This is a genomic window from Pedobacter gandavensis, assembly GCF_014172405.1.
Taxonomy (GTDB): Bacteria; Bacteroidota; Bacteroidia; order Sphingobacteriales; family Sphingobacteriaceae; genus Pedobacter; species Pedobacter gandavensis.
Map to the genome: position 1 here is coordinate 234791 of NZ_WNXC01000010.1, position 15819 is coordinate 250609.

At 38.3% G+C, this 15819-nt stretch carries 8 protein-coding genes; 4 read left to right on the plus strand and 4 right to left on the minus strand.

Going from position 1 to position 15819, the window contains the following annotated elements:
- The first annotated feature begins 157 nt into the window (after positions 1-157).
- The 3 genes from GM920_RS22240 to GM920_RS22250 all read left to right on the plus strand — a co-directional run bounded on the left by GM920_RS22240 (position 158) and on the right by GM920_RS22250 (position 7179).
- Positions 158-4477 (plus strand): NACHT domain-containing protein, encoded by a 4320-nt coding sequence (locus tag GM920_RS22240; protein WP_182961596.1) that lies wholly within the window; start codon positions 158-160, stop codon positions 4475-4477.
- A 98-nt stretch (positions 4478-4575) separates the two neighbouring features.
- A complete protein-coding gene (locus GM920_RS22245) occupies positions 4576-5844 on the plus strand; it encodes an FRG domain-containing protein (RefSeq protein ID WP_182961597.1) in 1269 nt (422 codons plus the stop codon).
- A gap of 27 nt (positions 5845-5871) precedes the next feature.
- Positions 5872-7179, plus strand: a complete 1308-nt coding sequence (locus GM920_RS22250) for a hypothetical protein (protein ID WP_182961598.1) — start codon at positions 5872-5874, stop codon at positions 7177-7179.
- Between the two features lie 14 nt (positions 7180-7193).
- Here the strand turns inward: GM920_RS22250 and GM920_RS22255 are convergent, their stop codons facing one another.
- The 4 genes from GM920_RS22255 to GM920_RS22270 all read right to left on the minus strand — a co-directional run bounded on the left by GM920_RS22255 (position 7194) and on the right by GM920_RS22270 (position 13957).
- Positions 7194-12095, minus strand: coding sequence for a P-loop NTPase family protein (locus tag GM920_RS22255; protein WP_182961599.1), 4902 nt, complete (start codon positions 12093-12095; stop codon positions 7194-7196).
- Between the two features lie 2 nt (positions 12096-12097).
- On the minus strand, positions 12098-13132 hold the full coding sequence (locus tag GM920_RS22260; RefSeq protein ID WP_182961600.1) for a ComEC/Rec2 family competence protein: 1035 nt from the start codon (positions 13130-13132) through the stop codon (positions 12098-12100).
- A gap of 79 nt (positions 13133-13211) precedes the next feature.
- Positions 13212-13679 carry a hypothetical protein gene (locus tag GM920_RS22265; protein ID WP_182961601.1) on the minus strand — a complete coding sequence of 156 codons (468 nt, stop codon included), beginning with the start codon at positions 13677-13679 and terminating at the stop codon, positions 13212-13214.
- Positions 13680-13777: 98 nt separating this feature from the next.
- On the minus strand, positions 13778-13957 hold the full coding sequence (locus GM920_RS22270; protein WP_182961602.1) for a hypothetical protein: 180 nt from the start codon (positions 13955-13957) through the stop codon (positions 13778-13780).
- 283 nt (positions 13958-14240) lie between these two features.
- Here GM920_RS22270 and GM920_RS22275 point away from each other — a divergent pair, with 283 nt between their 5' ends.
- Positions 14241-15740 carry a recombinase family protein gene (locus GM920_RS22275; protein ID WP_182961603.1) on the plus strand — a complete coding sequence of 500 codons (1500 nt, stop codon included), beginning with the start codon at positions 14241-14243 and terminating at the stop codon, positions 15738-15740.
- Positions 15741-15819: the final 79 nt, after the last annotated feature.

The following is a 15819-nucleotide window of genomic DNA, read 5'->3' on the forward strand; positions in this document are numbered from 1 at the left end:
CTAAACTTATTTTTTTTCTACAGTACATAGACGGCACTCGTTTATAGTTTTCTATTTGCAAACGAAAACCGATTTTACGAAATTTTTTATACACAGTCTGATAAAACTTGCATGTTTTAGTTAAGTTTGGGTTTACGCCCTAAACACAGCTTCACAAATGCCAGACTTCAACCCACCGTCAATATCAAAACCTTCGAGCCTTCCCTTTCACGAACAATCATGGGAAGAATTCGAAAAGCTATGCCTTGATATGGTGGAAGTACTGGATGGTTTCAGTACATCTGAGACTTACCGATATGGAATACGGGGCCAGATGCAACAAGGCATCGACATATATGGCCGCAACAACGATAACACTTACAATACCTATCAGTGCAAACATATCCAGTCCCTAGAACCCGGAGACCTTAGAAAAATTGTAGACAGGTTTCGCAAAGGAACATGGTATCCCAAAACAAAAAAATTCGTTTTGGCACTGACCTGTCCACTGCTGAGAACTGAACTACTTGAAGAATTCGAAATACTAAAAAGTGAACTGGCGGTAGATAGCATTATGTTTGAAAAATGGGATCATGATCAAATCAACAGACTACTAGTAAAAAATGTCGGGGTTGTATATGAAAATTTTGGTGGAGATTGGGCAAAAATCTGGTGCGGTGCGGAAGTGTTTGACAGGGCGATCTCAGCCAGGATAGTTAATGGAGACATCTATAAACAGGAGATTAAAAGGGGTTCTTTTCAGATGCAGTCTATTCACGGTAGTTTCGGAAAACAGGGTATACATCTGGAAAGGGACGAAACAGAACAACTCTACCAGTGGATCATTACCGATCTCCAGCCCGAACAAAGAAGTCTTGCTGTTTTGGAGGGTGGAGCTGGAGGTGGGAAAACCGTAATCATTAAAGATCTTTACAACAAACTCGTCGCAGACAACATTCCTGTACTCGGATTAAAAGCAGATAAATTCCAGAGCAGCGAGCTTACTGAACTGGAGAAGAAGATATTTGGAAAGGACAATATCCACATTGTGCCAGCCATATCCAGTATAGCTTTAAAAGAAAAGCTTGTAGTAGTAATTATCGACCAAATTGACGCCCTGTCGCAATCTTTATCCTCAAACCGTGATTTTATGACCACGTATTGCGGACTGATACATGAATTGATCGCTTTGAAGGGCGTTCGTGTAGTTATTTCTGCCCGAACTTTTGACCTGGAGTATGATGATGATCTGCGATACTTTAAGTCAAAAGGATTTAAGAATATAAAAGCCAAGCAGTTAACAATTCCACAAGTTGAAAGAGTAATCAGATCACTTAGCCCTGTTCAACCAAGTGAACAGCTTGTCGAACTGCTCAGGACACCAAACCACCTCAACATATTTTGTAAAATTGATTTCGGTTCCGGTAATAATCCACTTTTGATCACTACCCAAAAGCAATTATACGATGAACTTTGGCGGAGCATACTATCGTCCTATAAAGAAAAAGATAAGCTAAAAAAGTTAATTTTCAAACTGGCAGATCAGATGAACATCATGGGTATAACTGTACCCAATATTTATGAGGAAGAGTTTTCAGACGAGCTGGCTTATTCTTTTAGCCACCAGCTTATAGAGGAAGAAAAAGGCGGACTCCAGTTTTTCCATCAGACCTTTTACGAATTCGCTTTTGCCAAGCATTTCGTGGATAGTGATAGTGACTTACGCCAATTTCTTTCAACGCAGCACCAGGGTATTTATATACGGTCCGTGGTTAAACTTGTAACGGATTACCTCCGGGAAAAGGACAATCATCTCTACACAGTTATCATCAGAGAATTACTAAATGACAGCCACACCAGGTTCCACATTCAATCCCTGTTGATCACAGGTTTCAACCACATACCCTTTCCCTCAAAAGGAGAAAAAGCTATCCTAACTCAAATTATACTCCCCCAAAAAAAATATGGAGATCTTTTTTTCAATACAGTAAGTTCACAGGGTTGGTATACTTTTTTATTGGAAAGTGGTCTATTATACCAGACAGTAATTGAAGGGTGTCAGCAAACCGATCAAGACCAAAAGTTAAACTGGGTGATTAATATTGTTTCACGGCATTTCCTAAACCAGCAGGAACCTTCTATAAAATTTCTCCAGTCACTGCCCGATCTGATGGGGGCAAATAACGTAATAGCATGGGTACTTTATGATATCAAAGACTGGAGGGATGAACGTTTGCTTCCAATGTTTGAAAAACACATCATCTACGATCATGATGTTGAACATGGCTCAAGAAACGTCTGGTATTATGAAATACTACAGAAAATTGCCAAATACCATCTCCAATTTGTCATTAATTTAGTTAGCCCAGTGATTGGTAAATTATTCAATGATGAGTATGCAAGCAATGATACCATCTTTGAAGAAGAATTTTTAAAAAGGATCAATGAAGCTTTCCCAGATGAAACATTCAAAATGATATATGCAGAGATGATGTCATCCATGGAACTTCATAAAGATGAAAGTCAATATGAATTCTCTGATCTGCAGTTTTATCACACGAATTTTCCAGCGGACGACCAATACAACATCGATCCTCACCCGCTTCAGTCAAAAGTGCTTGAAATTACAATTGAATATGTTACCCAACACTATGAAAGCCAATGGTATGAAGACTTCTTCACTGAGCATTGCGAGACAAATAATGTGACGATCCTTGGTCTTCTTATGACAGTCCTGACAACAGTCGGAGACGCCAACAGAACTGTCCGACTAATCGAGATTTTAGATAAGAAAAAAGTATTTCAGGATTTCGAAGGCAAGTTTCAGACAAGGGTACGGGCAATGATCGGAGCAAATTTCGCTTTGATGAACCATGCTCAAAAGCAGATGGTTACCGATATCCTGCTTAAAGTGAGTTCCCCTTTTGAATTGAAAATACACAAAGCGCTTCAGATTCCTCCCTTCCCAAATAATTTAGGGAACAAACAATTTGAGTATCTGAAAGCTTTACCATTTACCGAGATCCTGGCCAGCCCTACGTTAAAACGAAAGTACTTTGAGCTCAGCAGAAAATTAGGCGTTCAGGTGGCCGAAACTACCGCACGTCATGTAAATGCCGAACAGGTCAATGCCCCACTAAACCAGATGCCACTAGAAAACTGGAAAAACTATTTAAAAGATTACTATATTCAATATGGTAATGGGCTTCCTGACGATATGCCTAAGCGCCAAATCATCCGATTCCGGGAAAATGAATTTATTGACCTGGTTACAAAAGAGCCACTCCGTTTCTTTCCCCTGGTTAAGGAAATGTTTGAACAACCTGGTTTTCCGGTTCAATTTATGACCTTCGGACTGCAAGGCTTGGTACGGGGAAAATATCCAGCAGAACAGTTGACAGAAATATTTGAACAATATTTGGAAATATCCGATGATGTCTATCACGTGATCTATGCACTGTCGATGTTTAGCCATTTTTCTGGTGCCGGTAAAGTGAGTCGAAAAATATTCTCTTATGTTAACAATCTTGTACTTCATTTCCAGGAATATCCGATCACAACAGACAAACAAGCCCAACCCGAGATACGTAAAACTATCCGTTCAAAGGCAATGAAAAATCTCTGTTATTGCTTCAGGCATAACGATTTTCATGAAGAAATATTCCTTACGGCTGAAACTGTGGTCAAAGAGAACCATACATTGATCAACTCCGAGATCCTGGAAATGTTTCCTAATTTATGGGCCATTGATCAGCAAAGAGCATTCAGGCTTTTTACCAAAATTATCCAAATGGATAACCTGTTGGTTTTCCGCATATCATTTATATGTGCTTTACGGCTTAAAAACACCCATGCAGATCAAATGCATAGCTTTTTTGACCTCATCTTCAGCCTGCCTGACTGCCTGACCAATGAGAGCATACGAATATTCGTTGATGCCTATTTTAAAGATCAGCAAGAACTAATGCCCTACTATGAACGTCTGCTCCAGCAGGGCGATAAAGTAGTTTCAATATTGATCAATATAATCGAGCAATATTTCGAGACTTATACGGAAAAAGCATTGACTGCATACCTCAATATAGTTGGATTACCAGGAAAAGATATTGCTGGAAGTTTCTCCGGATTAATTTTAAGAAAGTTTAAGCTAGTACCATTTCAAAAGGTATGGCCCTTTTTGCAACAATATGCCGCGTCTCCATCTGTAAACATCGATCCTGGCTACTATTTCTCATACCTTATCGGTTGCGTAAACGAACATTATTATCAATGCCTTGAACTGTTCAGCCAGTTTACCTTCAACGAGGTAAGCAGCCGCAGACTCTATCTGGAAAAATATCCTGTACAATTGGTTTTGGCCCTGTATACCAGATTTTCAAAAATACACGATGTCGACCAAAGGTATATGGAAACTTTAATGAACATTTTTGATCAAATCTTACGTTCGGAAGGAATGCGAAACAAAGCCGATGCAATACTTGAAACGGTTGACGTGTAATCTTAATCCTTAATGCGCTCATTATTAAACGAAAACTGATTTACCTCATTTAATTTTCTGACGAGTTAAATTGCGAATAGATAACATCAATTAGAATTATGGCTAAAAGAGAAATCCAAAATCTTGACCTAAAGATCAAATATACACTAGAATACATAGAGGATGGCGGAATTGAAAAAATACTCGACCCATTGCTTCTGCAAAGTCTCCAAATGGCAAAATTTGATGGTTATGGCAAGGCAGATCCCGATTCCATTACTCCTAACCTAAATGCATTTATGATGGGCGTTTTATTGCAACATTCAAAACCACCCTTCTATTCTCCAGAACATATTTCCGAGTACGCCTCCCTTCTTCAAAAAGATCTGTTATTTGATCAGAAAAAAATAGACACAGAAGAAGAGTTTGACCGGATTTACGACGAATACAATAAAAAAGAGAATATTTTATTTAGGGGGCAAAGAGAAGCTAAATGGCGTCTATACAATAAAATGCAAAGACAATGGATATTAGAAAAGCTTTATGGCCAGGGGTTTGATTATCGCCTCTTTTTAGAAACTTTGGTATCTGTTGGTCTGGCCGAATACGCCGATAAGATTAAAGAACTGCTAGAAAAACATCACATAGATACAGACAATGATATAGCAGTATTAGGATTTCTTCAACACCATGCATGTCCCACACCTTTATTGGACTGGACATTCAAATTTCAAAATGCACTCTACTTCGGAATTGATGGTCTGACCCCTAGGGAAAAGAAGATTGAAATTGACGATTATTTTAGCATCTATTACCTGGAAGAAGCTCATTTTGAAGAAGGAAGTATGCGCAAAATTATGACCGACAGCCTGGACACCATTGGGAAGGAAATACTGGAAAACATGATTAAAGGCATCGCTAAAGATAAAGATACATTTGGTGAGATGCAGGACAAATTCCGTGGCCGCAAAGTATTTGACAAATCTAAATATGAGGGATCCGGCATGGTTAAGGACTTAACTAAAATTGAAAAAATCGTCACTTTTCCATTATTATATTTTAGTGATAAGGATGCGGAATCAGGAATTATATTTTCGTTAAATAACAGTAAAAACATTCTGAACCAAGCTGGTGTATTTATTTGGAATGCTGATCCTTCAAAACCGTTAGAGGTGGTCGGTTACGATCTTTATGCTTCCGACAAGGGCAGTATCCAACCTGGGGAATATGCATTTTGTAAATGTTTCAATATCAACAAAAATTTAGAAAATCACATCAGGAAACGATTAGAGGCAGATGGAATCACAAAGGAATTTATTTATCCAACTTCTGATATAAATACTTATCCTATTTTCGAAAAGAGTAAACAAACTCTTATAAAATCCTGATTTAACATTCATAAAAATACCAATAGCATGCTTGAACAACCAGAACCGAGAACTGTACTTAAACTTGATGAGCCTATCATTTTGCATGATGGTAATTGCACGCTTAAAAGCGGCGCAATTGAAATCAACTTGATAGGGAAGATATTTTTTAAGTGGTTTCCTAGTCACGGTGTTGTTTTTGAAGGGACAGGAAACGCCCCTGGAAACATAATGGACATAAACAATTTTGAACTGATCATCGACAACCAGGTGGTTGGCTCTTGTTTTCTTACCAGCATAACCGACAATTTCACATCCTTCAAGGGTATCCTCGGAAGCGTCTGTATTTTAGGTGACAAAAGTATTTCGGTGCCCAGTATCGAATTTGAAGTTTGTAACCTGCGAGAGTTTTTTGGAAGAAGCAGTGCAGCAAATTTTTCCGGTAAGCATTTGCTCCTTGAAAACGACCAATTTAAAATCCAGCTATTCAAGCACATTGATTTTTCAAATAAAAGCAAAGAACTTAAGTGGAAAGGGTCATATCAAGCACTTTATAGTGGGCTTTTAGAACCCATAAATAGCAAGGCTTCGCTAACGTATGAAGGCACACAAGAAATATTTACCTGTCTGTTTTTGTTTCTATCGTTTTTAAATGGAAGAAGGTGTTCACCAATTTTCAGAAAAGGTATCTTTCAAGATAAAGCGGTATGGTCTGACTTTACACCATACCATGTCGATAAATTTAAAAGCGTAACCAATTGGCCTCCACAAATAGATACCGCTGAAATTGAGAGTCTTTGGAAGAATTTTTCAGAGATGTATCGTGATCCCGATACGAAGGATTTCTTAGAAGTAGCAATCCATACTTATATTCGGACAAATGGCCACATAGCATTTGCATTCGAAGGAATAGCAATGATCGCAAATACTTTAGAGTTGCTATTTAATGTCCTTGTGGTAGAAAAGAAAAAAATAATTGCCGGAAAAGATGTTGAGAATTTACAGGCATCAAATAAAATCAGACTCTTACTCTCACAAGTGGGGTTAGGGAACGAGATACCAAGTAAACTAACCGGAATGATCACCTATAAAGCTTCTACGAAAGAGTTTCGCGAAATGGACGGCCCGGAGTTCTTCACACAAATAAGAAATTCAATAGTGCATGGTCAGGCAGACAAACGAAAAAAACTATCGCAGATTCCAGAAACTGTATTGAGAGAGGTCGTTGATATGAGTATTTGGTATGTTGAAGTTATCCTTTTAAACATTCTGAACTACCAGGGCAAATACCAAAATCGAACATTAAAGGCTGAATGGGCGGGCCAAGGAGAAGAAGTAATGCCATGGGTTCGATAATTTATCAAAGCGCCTTACGCAGAAACAAAGGTTTCCTTAACCAAAAAAGCAACAGAAGATCCAGCATTGATCATTTTATCGAGGATAAATACAAAATTCCGGGAGGCTTCCTTATCTGCTTTAACCAGATTTCCCTTCCGAAAATATACGCGCTGAATATATTTTTCGGTACTGTAAAGCGTGGTCCAGTTATCCTTATCAATAGATTCAATAAGTGATTTGAACAACTGTAAACTATCTGGAAATAAATCCTCAAAACCAATGCCTCCGATTAAGCCAATGGTTCTCGGCAAATCATTAATCCCCAAATGCCTAACGATTTCCAAGAAAAAAGCTACGTTTTGTTTGATCACCGGCCAACTGTCAGCACTGTCTCTCCAATACCAGTCAAGCAACAGGTACTTGATAAACGTGGTCTTTTCGGTTTTCAAGGTTTTGTATAAAACAATTTCCCACAACTTTATGAATCGTGATGTTTTAAGATTCTTATCCTCATGGTCAAATATATTCTTAAAAGATTGTGCAACCAGCTCAATACTTTCATTGCTAATTCTGGAAGAATTTTCAGTAGTGATGGAAAGTAAAGAATCCATAAGGGAAACAAATAATTTATCGATCTCTATTCCTTCATGCTCAAGAACAATTTTCCCGTACTTGAACTGAAAATGAAGCGAACCCTCAAAATACTCAGACCGTTGCCTACGGTCCTGCTTTTCAAGATCGTTCCAGGTATTTTCAATCAAAAACTGCTGATATTTAGAAAGAAAGAGATAACCGTTAGCATCCAACTCACTGGTTTCTGAAAGGAACAAAAATGCTTTATCTAAATTAAATAAGCAGTTGCGACTATGATTGAATTTCAGATCATTTAGCCAATCCATTTCCGGTGGAGCTTCTTTATTTCTCCAATTAGGTTCGATAGCGTTCAAAACCAGCTCATTGAAACACTTTATCGCAAATTCCATGTCATTATTCCAACATCCCCCCGCTATTTTCTCAAACAATGGCTTTTTGAGTCCGTCATCTATTCCGAACAAATGAATAGCCTTATTTAGTATAATTTGAGCACGTTGAGCGGTTTCCATTGCATATGAAGCCCCTAACAAGCTTGGTAGAAATTTAAACACTACCTCTTTGTTCCAGGTAGAGTATCGTCCAAATCCTGTGTTAAACCTTTCATTTTCCTGCTCAATAAAAAACTCCGCGGCATCGAACACAATATCAATACACCAATCGAATTCTTGCTGACTTAACCGTGATCTATAATAGGTTAAGCCAATTTCGGCAACAGCTGTCGGAGAATTATACATTCTGTTATCCATAGAATCCGTCTCTAACAATTCTTTAGACAAGGCTGAAAAACGCAGCCAATTCTCATAGGTGTTGTCTTCAAATTGGTTTTTATCCAAAATCAGGTGGCACCAGTTCCAAACCGTAATCCCACTGTCCCCTTCAAATGACTTTCTGGCTTCTTCCAACTCAGCTTTCATAGGTTCAGGAAGCTGGGGTGCTATGATCACACCGACCTCTGTTGTTTCGGTAACCTGATATTTAGCCCGATCTATCCTGATGAGCACATACGGCCAGTTGTCCCAGTCTTTTGAGCCTTTAGTCACCAGCGTATTGTTAAACATTTCGATAAATTCAGCAATCCTTTCTGAAAAACCTTCGTAAAACGACATTTTAAGGATGAGAAAATCTAAAGTCTGATTACGATGTGCTAAGTTTTTGGAATTGATCCTTTCACGCTGCGCTCTAGGATGTTTTCCCGACATATCTGGTGGCGTGAAGATATCCCGTTCACTAATCCTCCGCTGTAAATCCCAACGAAATGCTTCTTTAAAGCTGAATGCCGGTAACATCACCATCCCTACCGCAAACGGGTAGGCAACGGCCACACTTGCAATGGTTGCACTAACCGATACCGATATGTTTTGCGAAAAAAGTTGAGTAACAATCCGCTCAAGTTCCTGGCGGGAGGCATCAGTTTTTTGTGTCCCGAGTTCTAGCAAATGGTTTTCAAGAGCCATGTGAAGGCAATTTAATAATTTCGGGCATCGATGGCTGCCACGATACATTCGCCAGATCTCCGAATTCCCATACACTTTTTTCCTGCTTCCATCATTTAAAATCAGTTCAACCTCCACTAGCTCGTCTTTGCTTAAACCCCTATAGGTGTTTATCGAACGGTTAATAAACGAAGAGAACTGATCAACAGACAATTCAGCATGGTATTTCAACAAATATGGCAAAGGCGTTTGCAGCGCACTTTCCGGATAGAAATCACGCTTACCCTCACTGCTTAACCCAAAAAGCTCTTCCATTTCTGGTTCACGCTCGAAATTGATCAGCTGGCTTAGACGCGGAAACCCCCTATCCACATTTCTATATTTCGCTTTTGCTTCATTTTCAGCCGTGTCCGTCCAAGAATACTGCGCTATCTCCCACACCAATTCGGGAAGGAAGCGACACACTTGTTCACTTGAGTAATAATCCAGGCACAGTTCGAGTACTTTTTGGTGAAAATCAAGGGGTAATTCTTCGTCCGAGCTAGCAACCCTAGATTCCAAATCTCGGACATACTGGAATGATTCTCTCACAAAAGCTTCAAAATCGGATTTATTCTGTCCAACTAGTTTGAACAATAGCTTCAATAAGTTTGTAGTTATATTTCCACCACTATCGTTACGGCGGTTCACAAATCCCTTACTATAATTCTTCAATAACTGAGTAATCAACTTAAAAGCATTAGCCGAAGGCAACTGATCGATTTCTACTTCCTGTTTACCCCAATCCAACAGCAGTTGGATGATTAGAAAATGTTGGCTAGTAAGTTCTGCATAGTTTGTTGTGATAAAATTGACCATCGCATTCCACCCAGGACCGGTGGAAGTCAGGATATCACTGGTCATATACTCCCTTTCATCTAGAAAATTTTCAGCCACCCTGTAACCTTGCATAGCTTTGCAGGATGTCCGGAGTAAATGAATGCACCGAATCAATAAACTGGCATTGTTAGCCATCAAAATATCTTGATTTGCGTTTAAAAAGATACTGCAAACCTTAGAATTCAGCATCGCTATGATTACCTCATCTTTCCAGGAAGTCCCAATTGCTGCCATGGTCAGCGTTTCTAAAGTAATGGTCTGAGCACTCTTGACATCGACCCTATATATTTCCTGAAGCCAAAAACGGAAGCCGCGTCTCATTGAATAGCTGCTTCCAATCTCTAAAAGAAACATTTCTAAACTGGTCGCTGTCTCAAATGTAGCGCGCATGTGCCTCACCAGTGCCCAGTCTTCAAGTATATCGTGGGCAGGAGCGTAAGTTCTTAAACCGAAAACATCCACATTTTCTTTTAGCAGATGATCCGAGAGTAAATTCAGAAGAATTAGCGCATCCGTGTTTTCCTGTAGTTTTACATACGGGGACATCAATTTTGCCCTTGTGAGTGCAACGTATTGAAATAAATTTTCCCGGCCAACATTATCCTTTCTGATGACATTCTCCCAAAGTAAATTTTTCAGTTTGAGTTCATCAAGCTCTTCATTTGCCACATCATTAATCACTGTGACGAGAAAGTTCAAATAAAAGGGGGTTCGGACAAACGATTCAATCTTTGGATTTTTCATCCAGCTCTGAAGCTTAGGAAAAGCTTCCGTCACCGGTAACATCTCCTGGTCGGTCAACAAGTCTATATCCAACTTACTCCAGGGTACCGAAACCGAACTGAACATACCAAATGTGCTCATGGTAAGCGCATAAGATCGGACAGATAAAATAATTTTCAGCTCACTGTAGGTCAGGGTTAACTTCAGTAACTCCTTAATGACTTCAATTTGGCTATGCTCAAATCCTTTTTCGGCGCTGTCGATATAAATAATCTTTAGACCTGAAAGATCCCTACTCTTCAACAGATCACCCATCGTACTAGTAATACCTAATAAAGACAAAAGTTCTGCTGAACTGGCCTTGCAGACCTGAGTTCCATAAAAACTGATGACTTTAGCGTTTCTTTCAGTTTCCAGATACCGAAGTAATGCTTTCGAAAAAGTCGACTTACCCGCACCTGCAATGCCTGAAATCAGCAGCACATTAGTTTGGGTTAGTAAGGAGCTCGCCTTCTGAATATAGCGGGAACGATCAATATGTATGCCACTGATGCTGTCACTAATATTTCCCAATAGGGATTCCGAATTGCCTTTCAATATTTGAAAAGCCTTGATCAATTCGGGATTTCCCTCCAGTATAGAAAGGGGTTCCGGTAAAAGATTATTGGCTACTAAGAGTGCATTAAGATATTTTATACTTGTCCCGGAAAACCTTCCCCACTCTTCAAATTTCAGGATTATACCTAGCAGGTAAATATTGCTGCCGCATTTTAAAATGATACCACTTCCTGAAAGGCCTACGACTGTATTTTCAGTCAAATTTAATTCAGACTTGAGATCAGATTCTATGTTTATTACACCGCCCGAAATTGGGGGTAATAGGGTTCCATTAACTCTAACTGCGGTATTGTGTTCAGACCCCATTGGATAGCCATAGAAAAACAATTCACGCTCACCAGCATGATCTTCAGCCAGCATGATGTCCGGAAAGTCACCAAAAATCTCAGACAACTCTTTTTGTGAAACTAAAATTATTGCAAAGTCCACTTCGGGATGCACAACCACCTGATCTCCATCATTTAAGTGGTAGTACTTTCCGGTTCCGTTTTGATGAATGGTAATATCCTGAAGCTTCCGCAAGCTATTATTGGCATCTACAATGCAATGTTTAGCGGTGATGATACAGAGCCTATCCTCATCTGATTTAAGCCTGTAAATTGTACCCGTCCCCTCCTTTCCATTTTGAACAGATATTCTGACAGAAAGCCTACTTACAATGGTGGCAAAACTAGGATGTTCGTACATATTTAGTAATTGGTTTGGATAAAAAGTGGTTTGTTTTTTTCAGGAAATAAGATATTGAAATTCAGCGAAGTGATGAGTTCTTCGCGATCTGAAGCGAAAATCTTTGGCAACATCGCATCATTATGCGTAAAATAAAAATACAACGGCTGGTCGGCAAAGCGAAATGATTTTTTAAGAATTCGAACTAGTGTTTCTTTGTTCGGCAATCCGCTCCTGTTTAATCCGTTTACCGAAAAGATGAACTTATCACAGTCAATGCAAGCCAGTAATGCATTACTGGTGTTCATTTTACTCCCGTGGTGGGCAATCTTGATCCATTCGCAATTCAGCCTATTTGTATCGTTAAAGCCCAATTTCTCCAGGGTATCGACAACCACAGACGGGTATGCATCCCCCAATAGTAAAAAATTTTTGGCCGCAACTTTCACAAGGATAGCTATGCTACTGCCATTTGTGATACTGATATCTTCCTCTGCTTCTGTATCTACATCTGCTAATAATTGATCAATCGGAGTTAAATGGTCTCTAAATGCCGAAATCTCGTTAGATACGCTTTCGATGTAATTCACCGCTTTGGTATAACCGGTGGTGTTTGGAGACAGCAATATGATTTCCGCGCCAAAAAGTTTAAAAGATGGGGAAAGGTTGGTATAGGTATTCTTTGTAAACTGATTTATTCCAAGTAAAAAATCCTTGAACATCATGAGCTGTGCCGCACTAATATTGCCTTCCTTTGAACCAATCGCGACATCAAAGTTCGCCCACCACTCCCCTACGAATGTCTGGTGATCAAAATCTTTGTCCCGAATAAACGAAAGTATTCCCCCAATATGGTCATTATCACAATGCGTTAAAATCAATAAATCAATTTTTTCCGTTCTATCCCTGATTTTACACAATTGGGGTTTCAAGACAGATTGATAGGTTTTTACATAGCCACCGTCAATTAGAATGTTTACAAACTTTCCATGATTACCCAGAAACCGTAAAATAATAGCGTCACCGCATAGTACATTCAAAAACGTAGATTCTACCATACTTTGTCAAAAGTACAAATACTATATCATAACTCATTGGCATCTGAGAGCAGCCACTGAAATAAATCATCAAATAACTTTATTGATTTCCGGTGGTACTTTTTGCGTTAAAGCGCCGGTCTTCGATAATTTTAGACCAAATAATTATGATTAAAAAACAGACTTCGATACCCAGCATAATCAGCTTCACTGCTAAGAACGAACATCCAATCAAAGCAGCAAGAGCACCAAAAGACAATACCCAAAGCGTAACACCAACCCCGATGAGCACAGTTCCAGACAAAAGTTCATCGGCAGAATTACCCCATTTTAAATCATCATCTTTTGGGTTGGTAAGTAAAAAACTCGCACCGGTATTAATGACCAGAAAGGGTGAAGCAATTGCAGAAGATAGTAAAGTCAACTTGGCAAGATCCAAGTCCCGGAACAACTGTGTGTCGAAATGAAAAATTAAATAGGCACTTACCGGCCAAACACAGAACGCAACGATAAATAGAGAAAGTTTCCAGCCAATGGTAATTTCTTTAAAATAATTGAGCAGAGACATTATTTAAACAATTTATAATTTAAGAAAGCTATGAATTATATCCTAAAACCAACTGCAAGATTATCGTAAATATTGATAGATTGAGAAATGATTCCATTTTAGTCGTTCACAACTACGATTTTTCCATCGTCATCTTTATAAACCAATTGGTTGAATTCAACCTGAAGATGGCCTCCTCGATCCTTTAGTCTATAAAAATCAAGCCCTCCAAAATAGATTTCCAAATCCTGATCTTCTTTTTTCAACTGTTCGATTAATTCCTTTACTGTTATTTTCATATTTATTTAAAGTGCTTTGTTTCGCAATCTACTCTACGATTAAAACTCTTTACAAAGTTTTAATCGAATTGCAAAATTAACCGATTCTACCAGTTTTGCTCATACTTTATAATGTTAACCCTAAGTTACAATAACATTTAAGCAATAGAGAATTTTGATGACCAGTTAGCTATAGCGGGATTTTCAGCCTATGTTTTCTAAAATCTATAATGAAAGTGTCATCTTACTCCCCTTCGAAAAATAGTTTTAAACTTAAGATAGAATCATTCATCCAATCCATATTATGCAAACTGCAACGTTATACATTCGTGTAAGTACTGATGAGCAGGCACAAAAAGGATACTCACAGCAAAGCCAAAGAGAACGTTTAGAAAAGTTCTGTTTCGTTAATAAAATTCAAATTCTACAGATCGTATACGAAGATCATTCAGCAAAAACCTTTAATAGACCCGAGTGGTCAAAATTATTCTTAGGCTTAAACCGTAGTAGAGTTAACAGACCAGACTTTATTTTATTCTCCAGATGGGATAGGTTCAGCAGGAATGCTGCGGATGCATATTCCATGATTGAAAGGCTTAAAAAGATGAGCATTGAAACGAGGGCCATTGATCAACCTCTTAACCTGGCTATCCCAGAAAATAAAATAATGCTCGCCATTTACCTGGCAACATCGGAAGTAGAAAATGACAGGAGAAGCCTAAATGTCAGGCAAGGTATGCACAAAGCAAAACAAGAAGGGCGATATATGTGTCATGCACCGATAGGATATATAAACATCACGTTAATCGACGGTAAAAAATTTATAATACCCAAAGAGCCGGAGGCCACTTTTATCAAAGATATTTTTATCGAATTGGCCAAAGGATACCATTCCACACGTTTTATATATAACGAAGCAATAGAGAACGGATTCAAATGTAGTTTAAATAATTTCTGGCTGATGATCCGAAATCCTATTTATTATGGTAAGATCGTAGTTCCAGCATACGAACAAGAAAATCGGTATCTAGTTAATGGCTTGCATGAAAAATTAATATCTGAAGATGTCTTTAAACAAGTTCAACAGGTATTAAATAACAATGCAAAACCACAACGTAGAACCAAAACAAATAATCAACTACCATTAAGAGGTCTATTAACATGTCCACTTTGCTTTAAGATACTAACAGGCAGCGCCTCGAAGGGTAGAAATGCGTATTACCATTACTACCACTGTATGAATGGTTGTAAATTCCGAATTAGAGCCGATTCCATCAATGAATTGGTACTAAAAGAGCTCCTACAGTTAATTCCAGAAGAATTTTATTTATCTCTTTTTCATGTGGTCTTACAACGTGTTTATAATAAACATTTCGGCGAAGCTTCAAATACACAATCCCAAATCTTTAAAAGTATAGAAAGAACATTTGAAAGGCTAAACAAGGCCAAGGAACTTTTATTATCAGGTGAAATAGACAATGATGACTATTTGGCAATAAAAACCGATTGTGAATACAAAATCAACTGCATAGGAACTAGTTTGAACAACGCAGCATTTATGATTTCGAAAGCTGAAAAAATAATGACTGATGCTACACACAAATTTTCAAATATCTCTTTAACCTACCAACAATTTGAGACTACATACAAAAGAAAAATAATCGAAATCTTAACTGACAAGCGGATACTTTGCGATGATAAAAACTTTCATATCCTTTTCACAGATGCTGCGAAATTCATTTTCAATTTGGATTGTGAAAATGGATCAATCCCAAAACTTGTGGAGGAGGTGATAAAAATATAGCTTTGTATTTTTATCCAGTTTAATATTTATGCCATCAAGTACTGCATCATTACTGAAATTATTTCTGCCAGATTTTATA

Excerpts from the sequence above, each read along its gene's own strand:
- GM920_RS22240 (WP_182961596.1), top strand. The coding sequence starts at position 158 with ATGCCAGACTTCAACCCACCGTCAATATCAAAACCTTCGAGCCTTCCC.
- GM920_RS22245 (WP_182961597.1), top strand. The coding sequence starts at position 4,576 with ATGGCTAAAAGAGAAATCCAAAATCTTGACCTAAAGATCAAATATACA.
- GM920_RS22250 (WP_182961598.1), top strand. The coding sequence starts at position 5,872 with ATGCTTGAACAACCAGAACCGAGAACTGTACTTAAACTTGATGAGCCT.
- GM920_RS22255 (WP_182961599.1), bottom strand. The coding sequence starts at position 12,095 with ATGTACGAACATCCTAGTTTTGCCACCATTGTAAGTAGGCTTTCTGTC.
- GM920_RS22260 (WP_182961600.1), bottom strand. The coding sequence starts at position 13,132 with ATGGTAGAATCTACGTTTTTGAATGTACTATGCGGTGACGCTATTATT.
- GM920_RS22265 (WP_182961601.1), bottom strand. The coding sequence starts at position 13,679 with ATGTCTCTGCTCAATTATTTTAAAGAAATTACCATTGGCTGGAAACTT.
- GM920_RS22270 (WP_182961602.1), bottom strand. The coding sequence starts at position 13,957 with ATGAAAATAACAGTAAAGGAATTAATCGAACAGTTGAAAAAAGAAGAT.
- GM920_RS22275 (WP_182961603.1), top strand. The coding sequence starts at position 14,241 with ATGCAAACTGCAACGTTATACATTCGTGTAAGTACTGATGAGCAGGCA.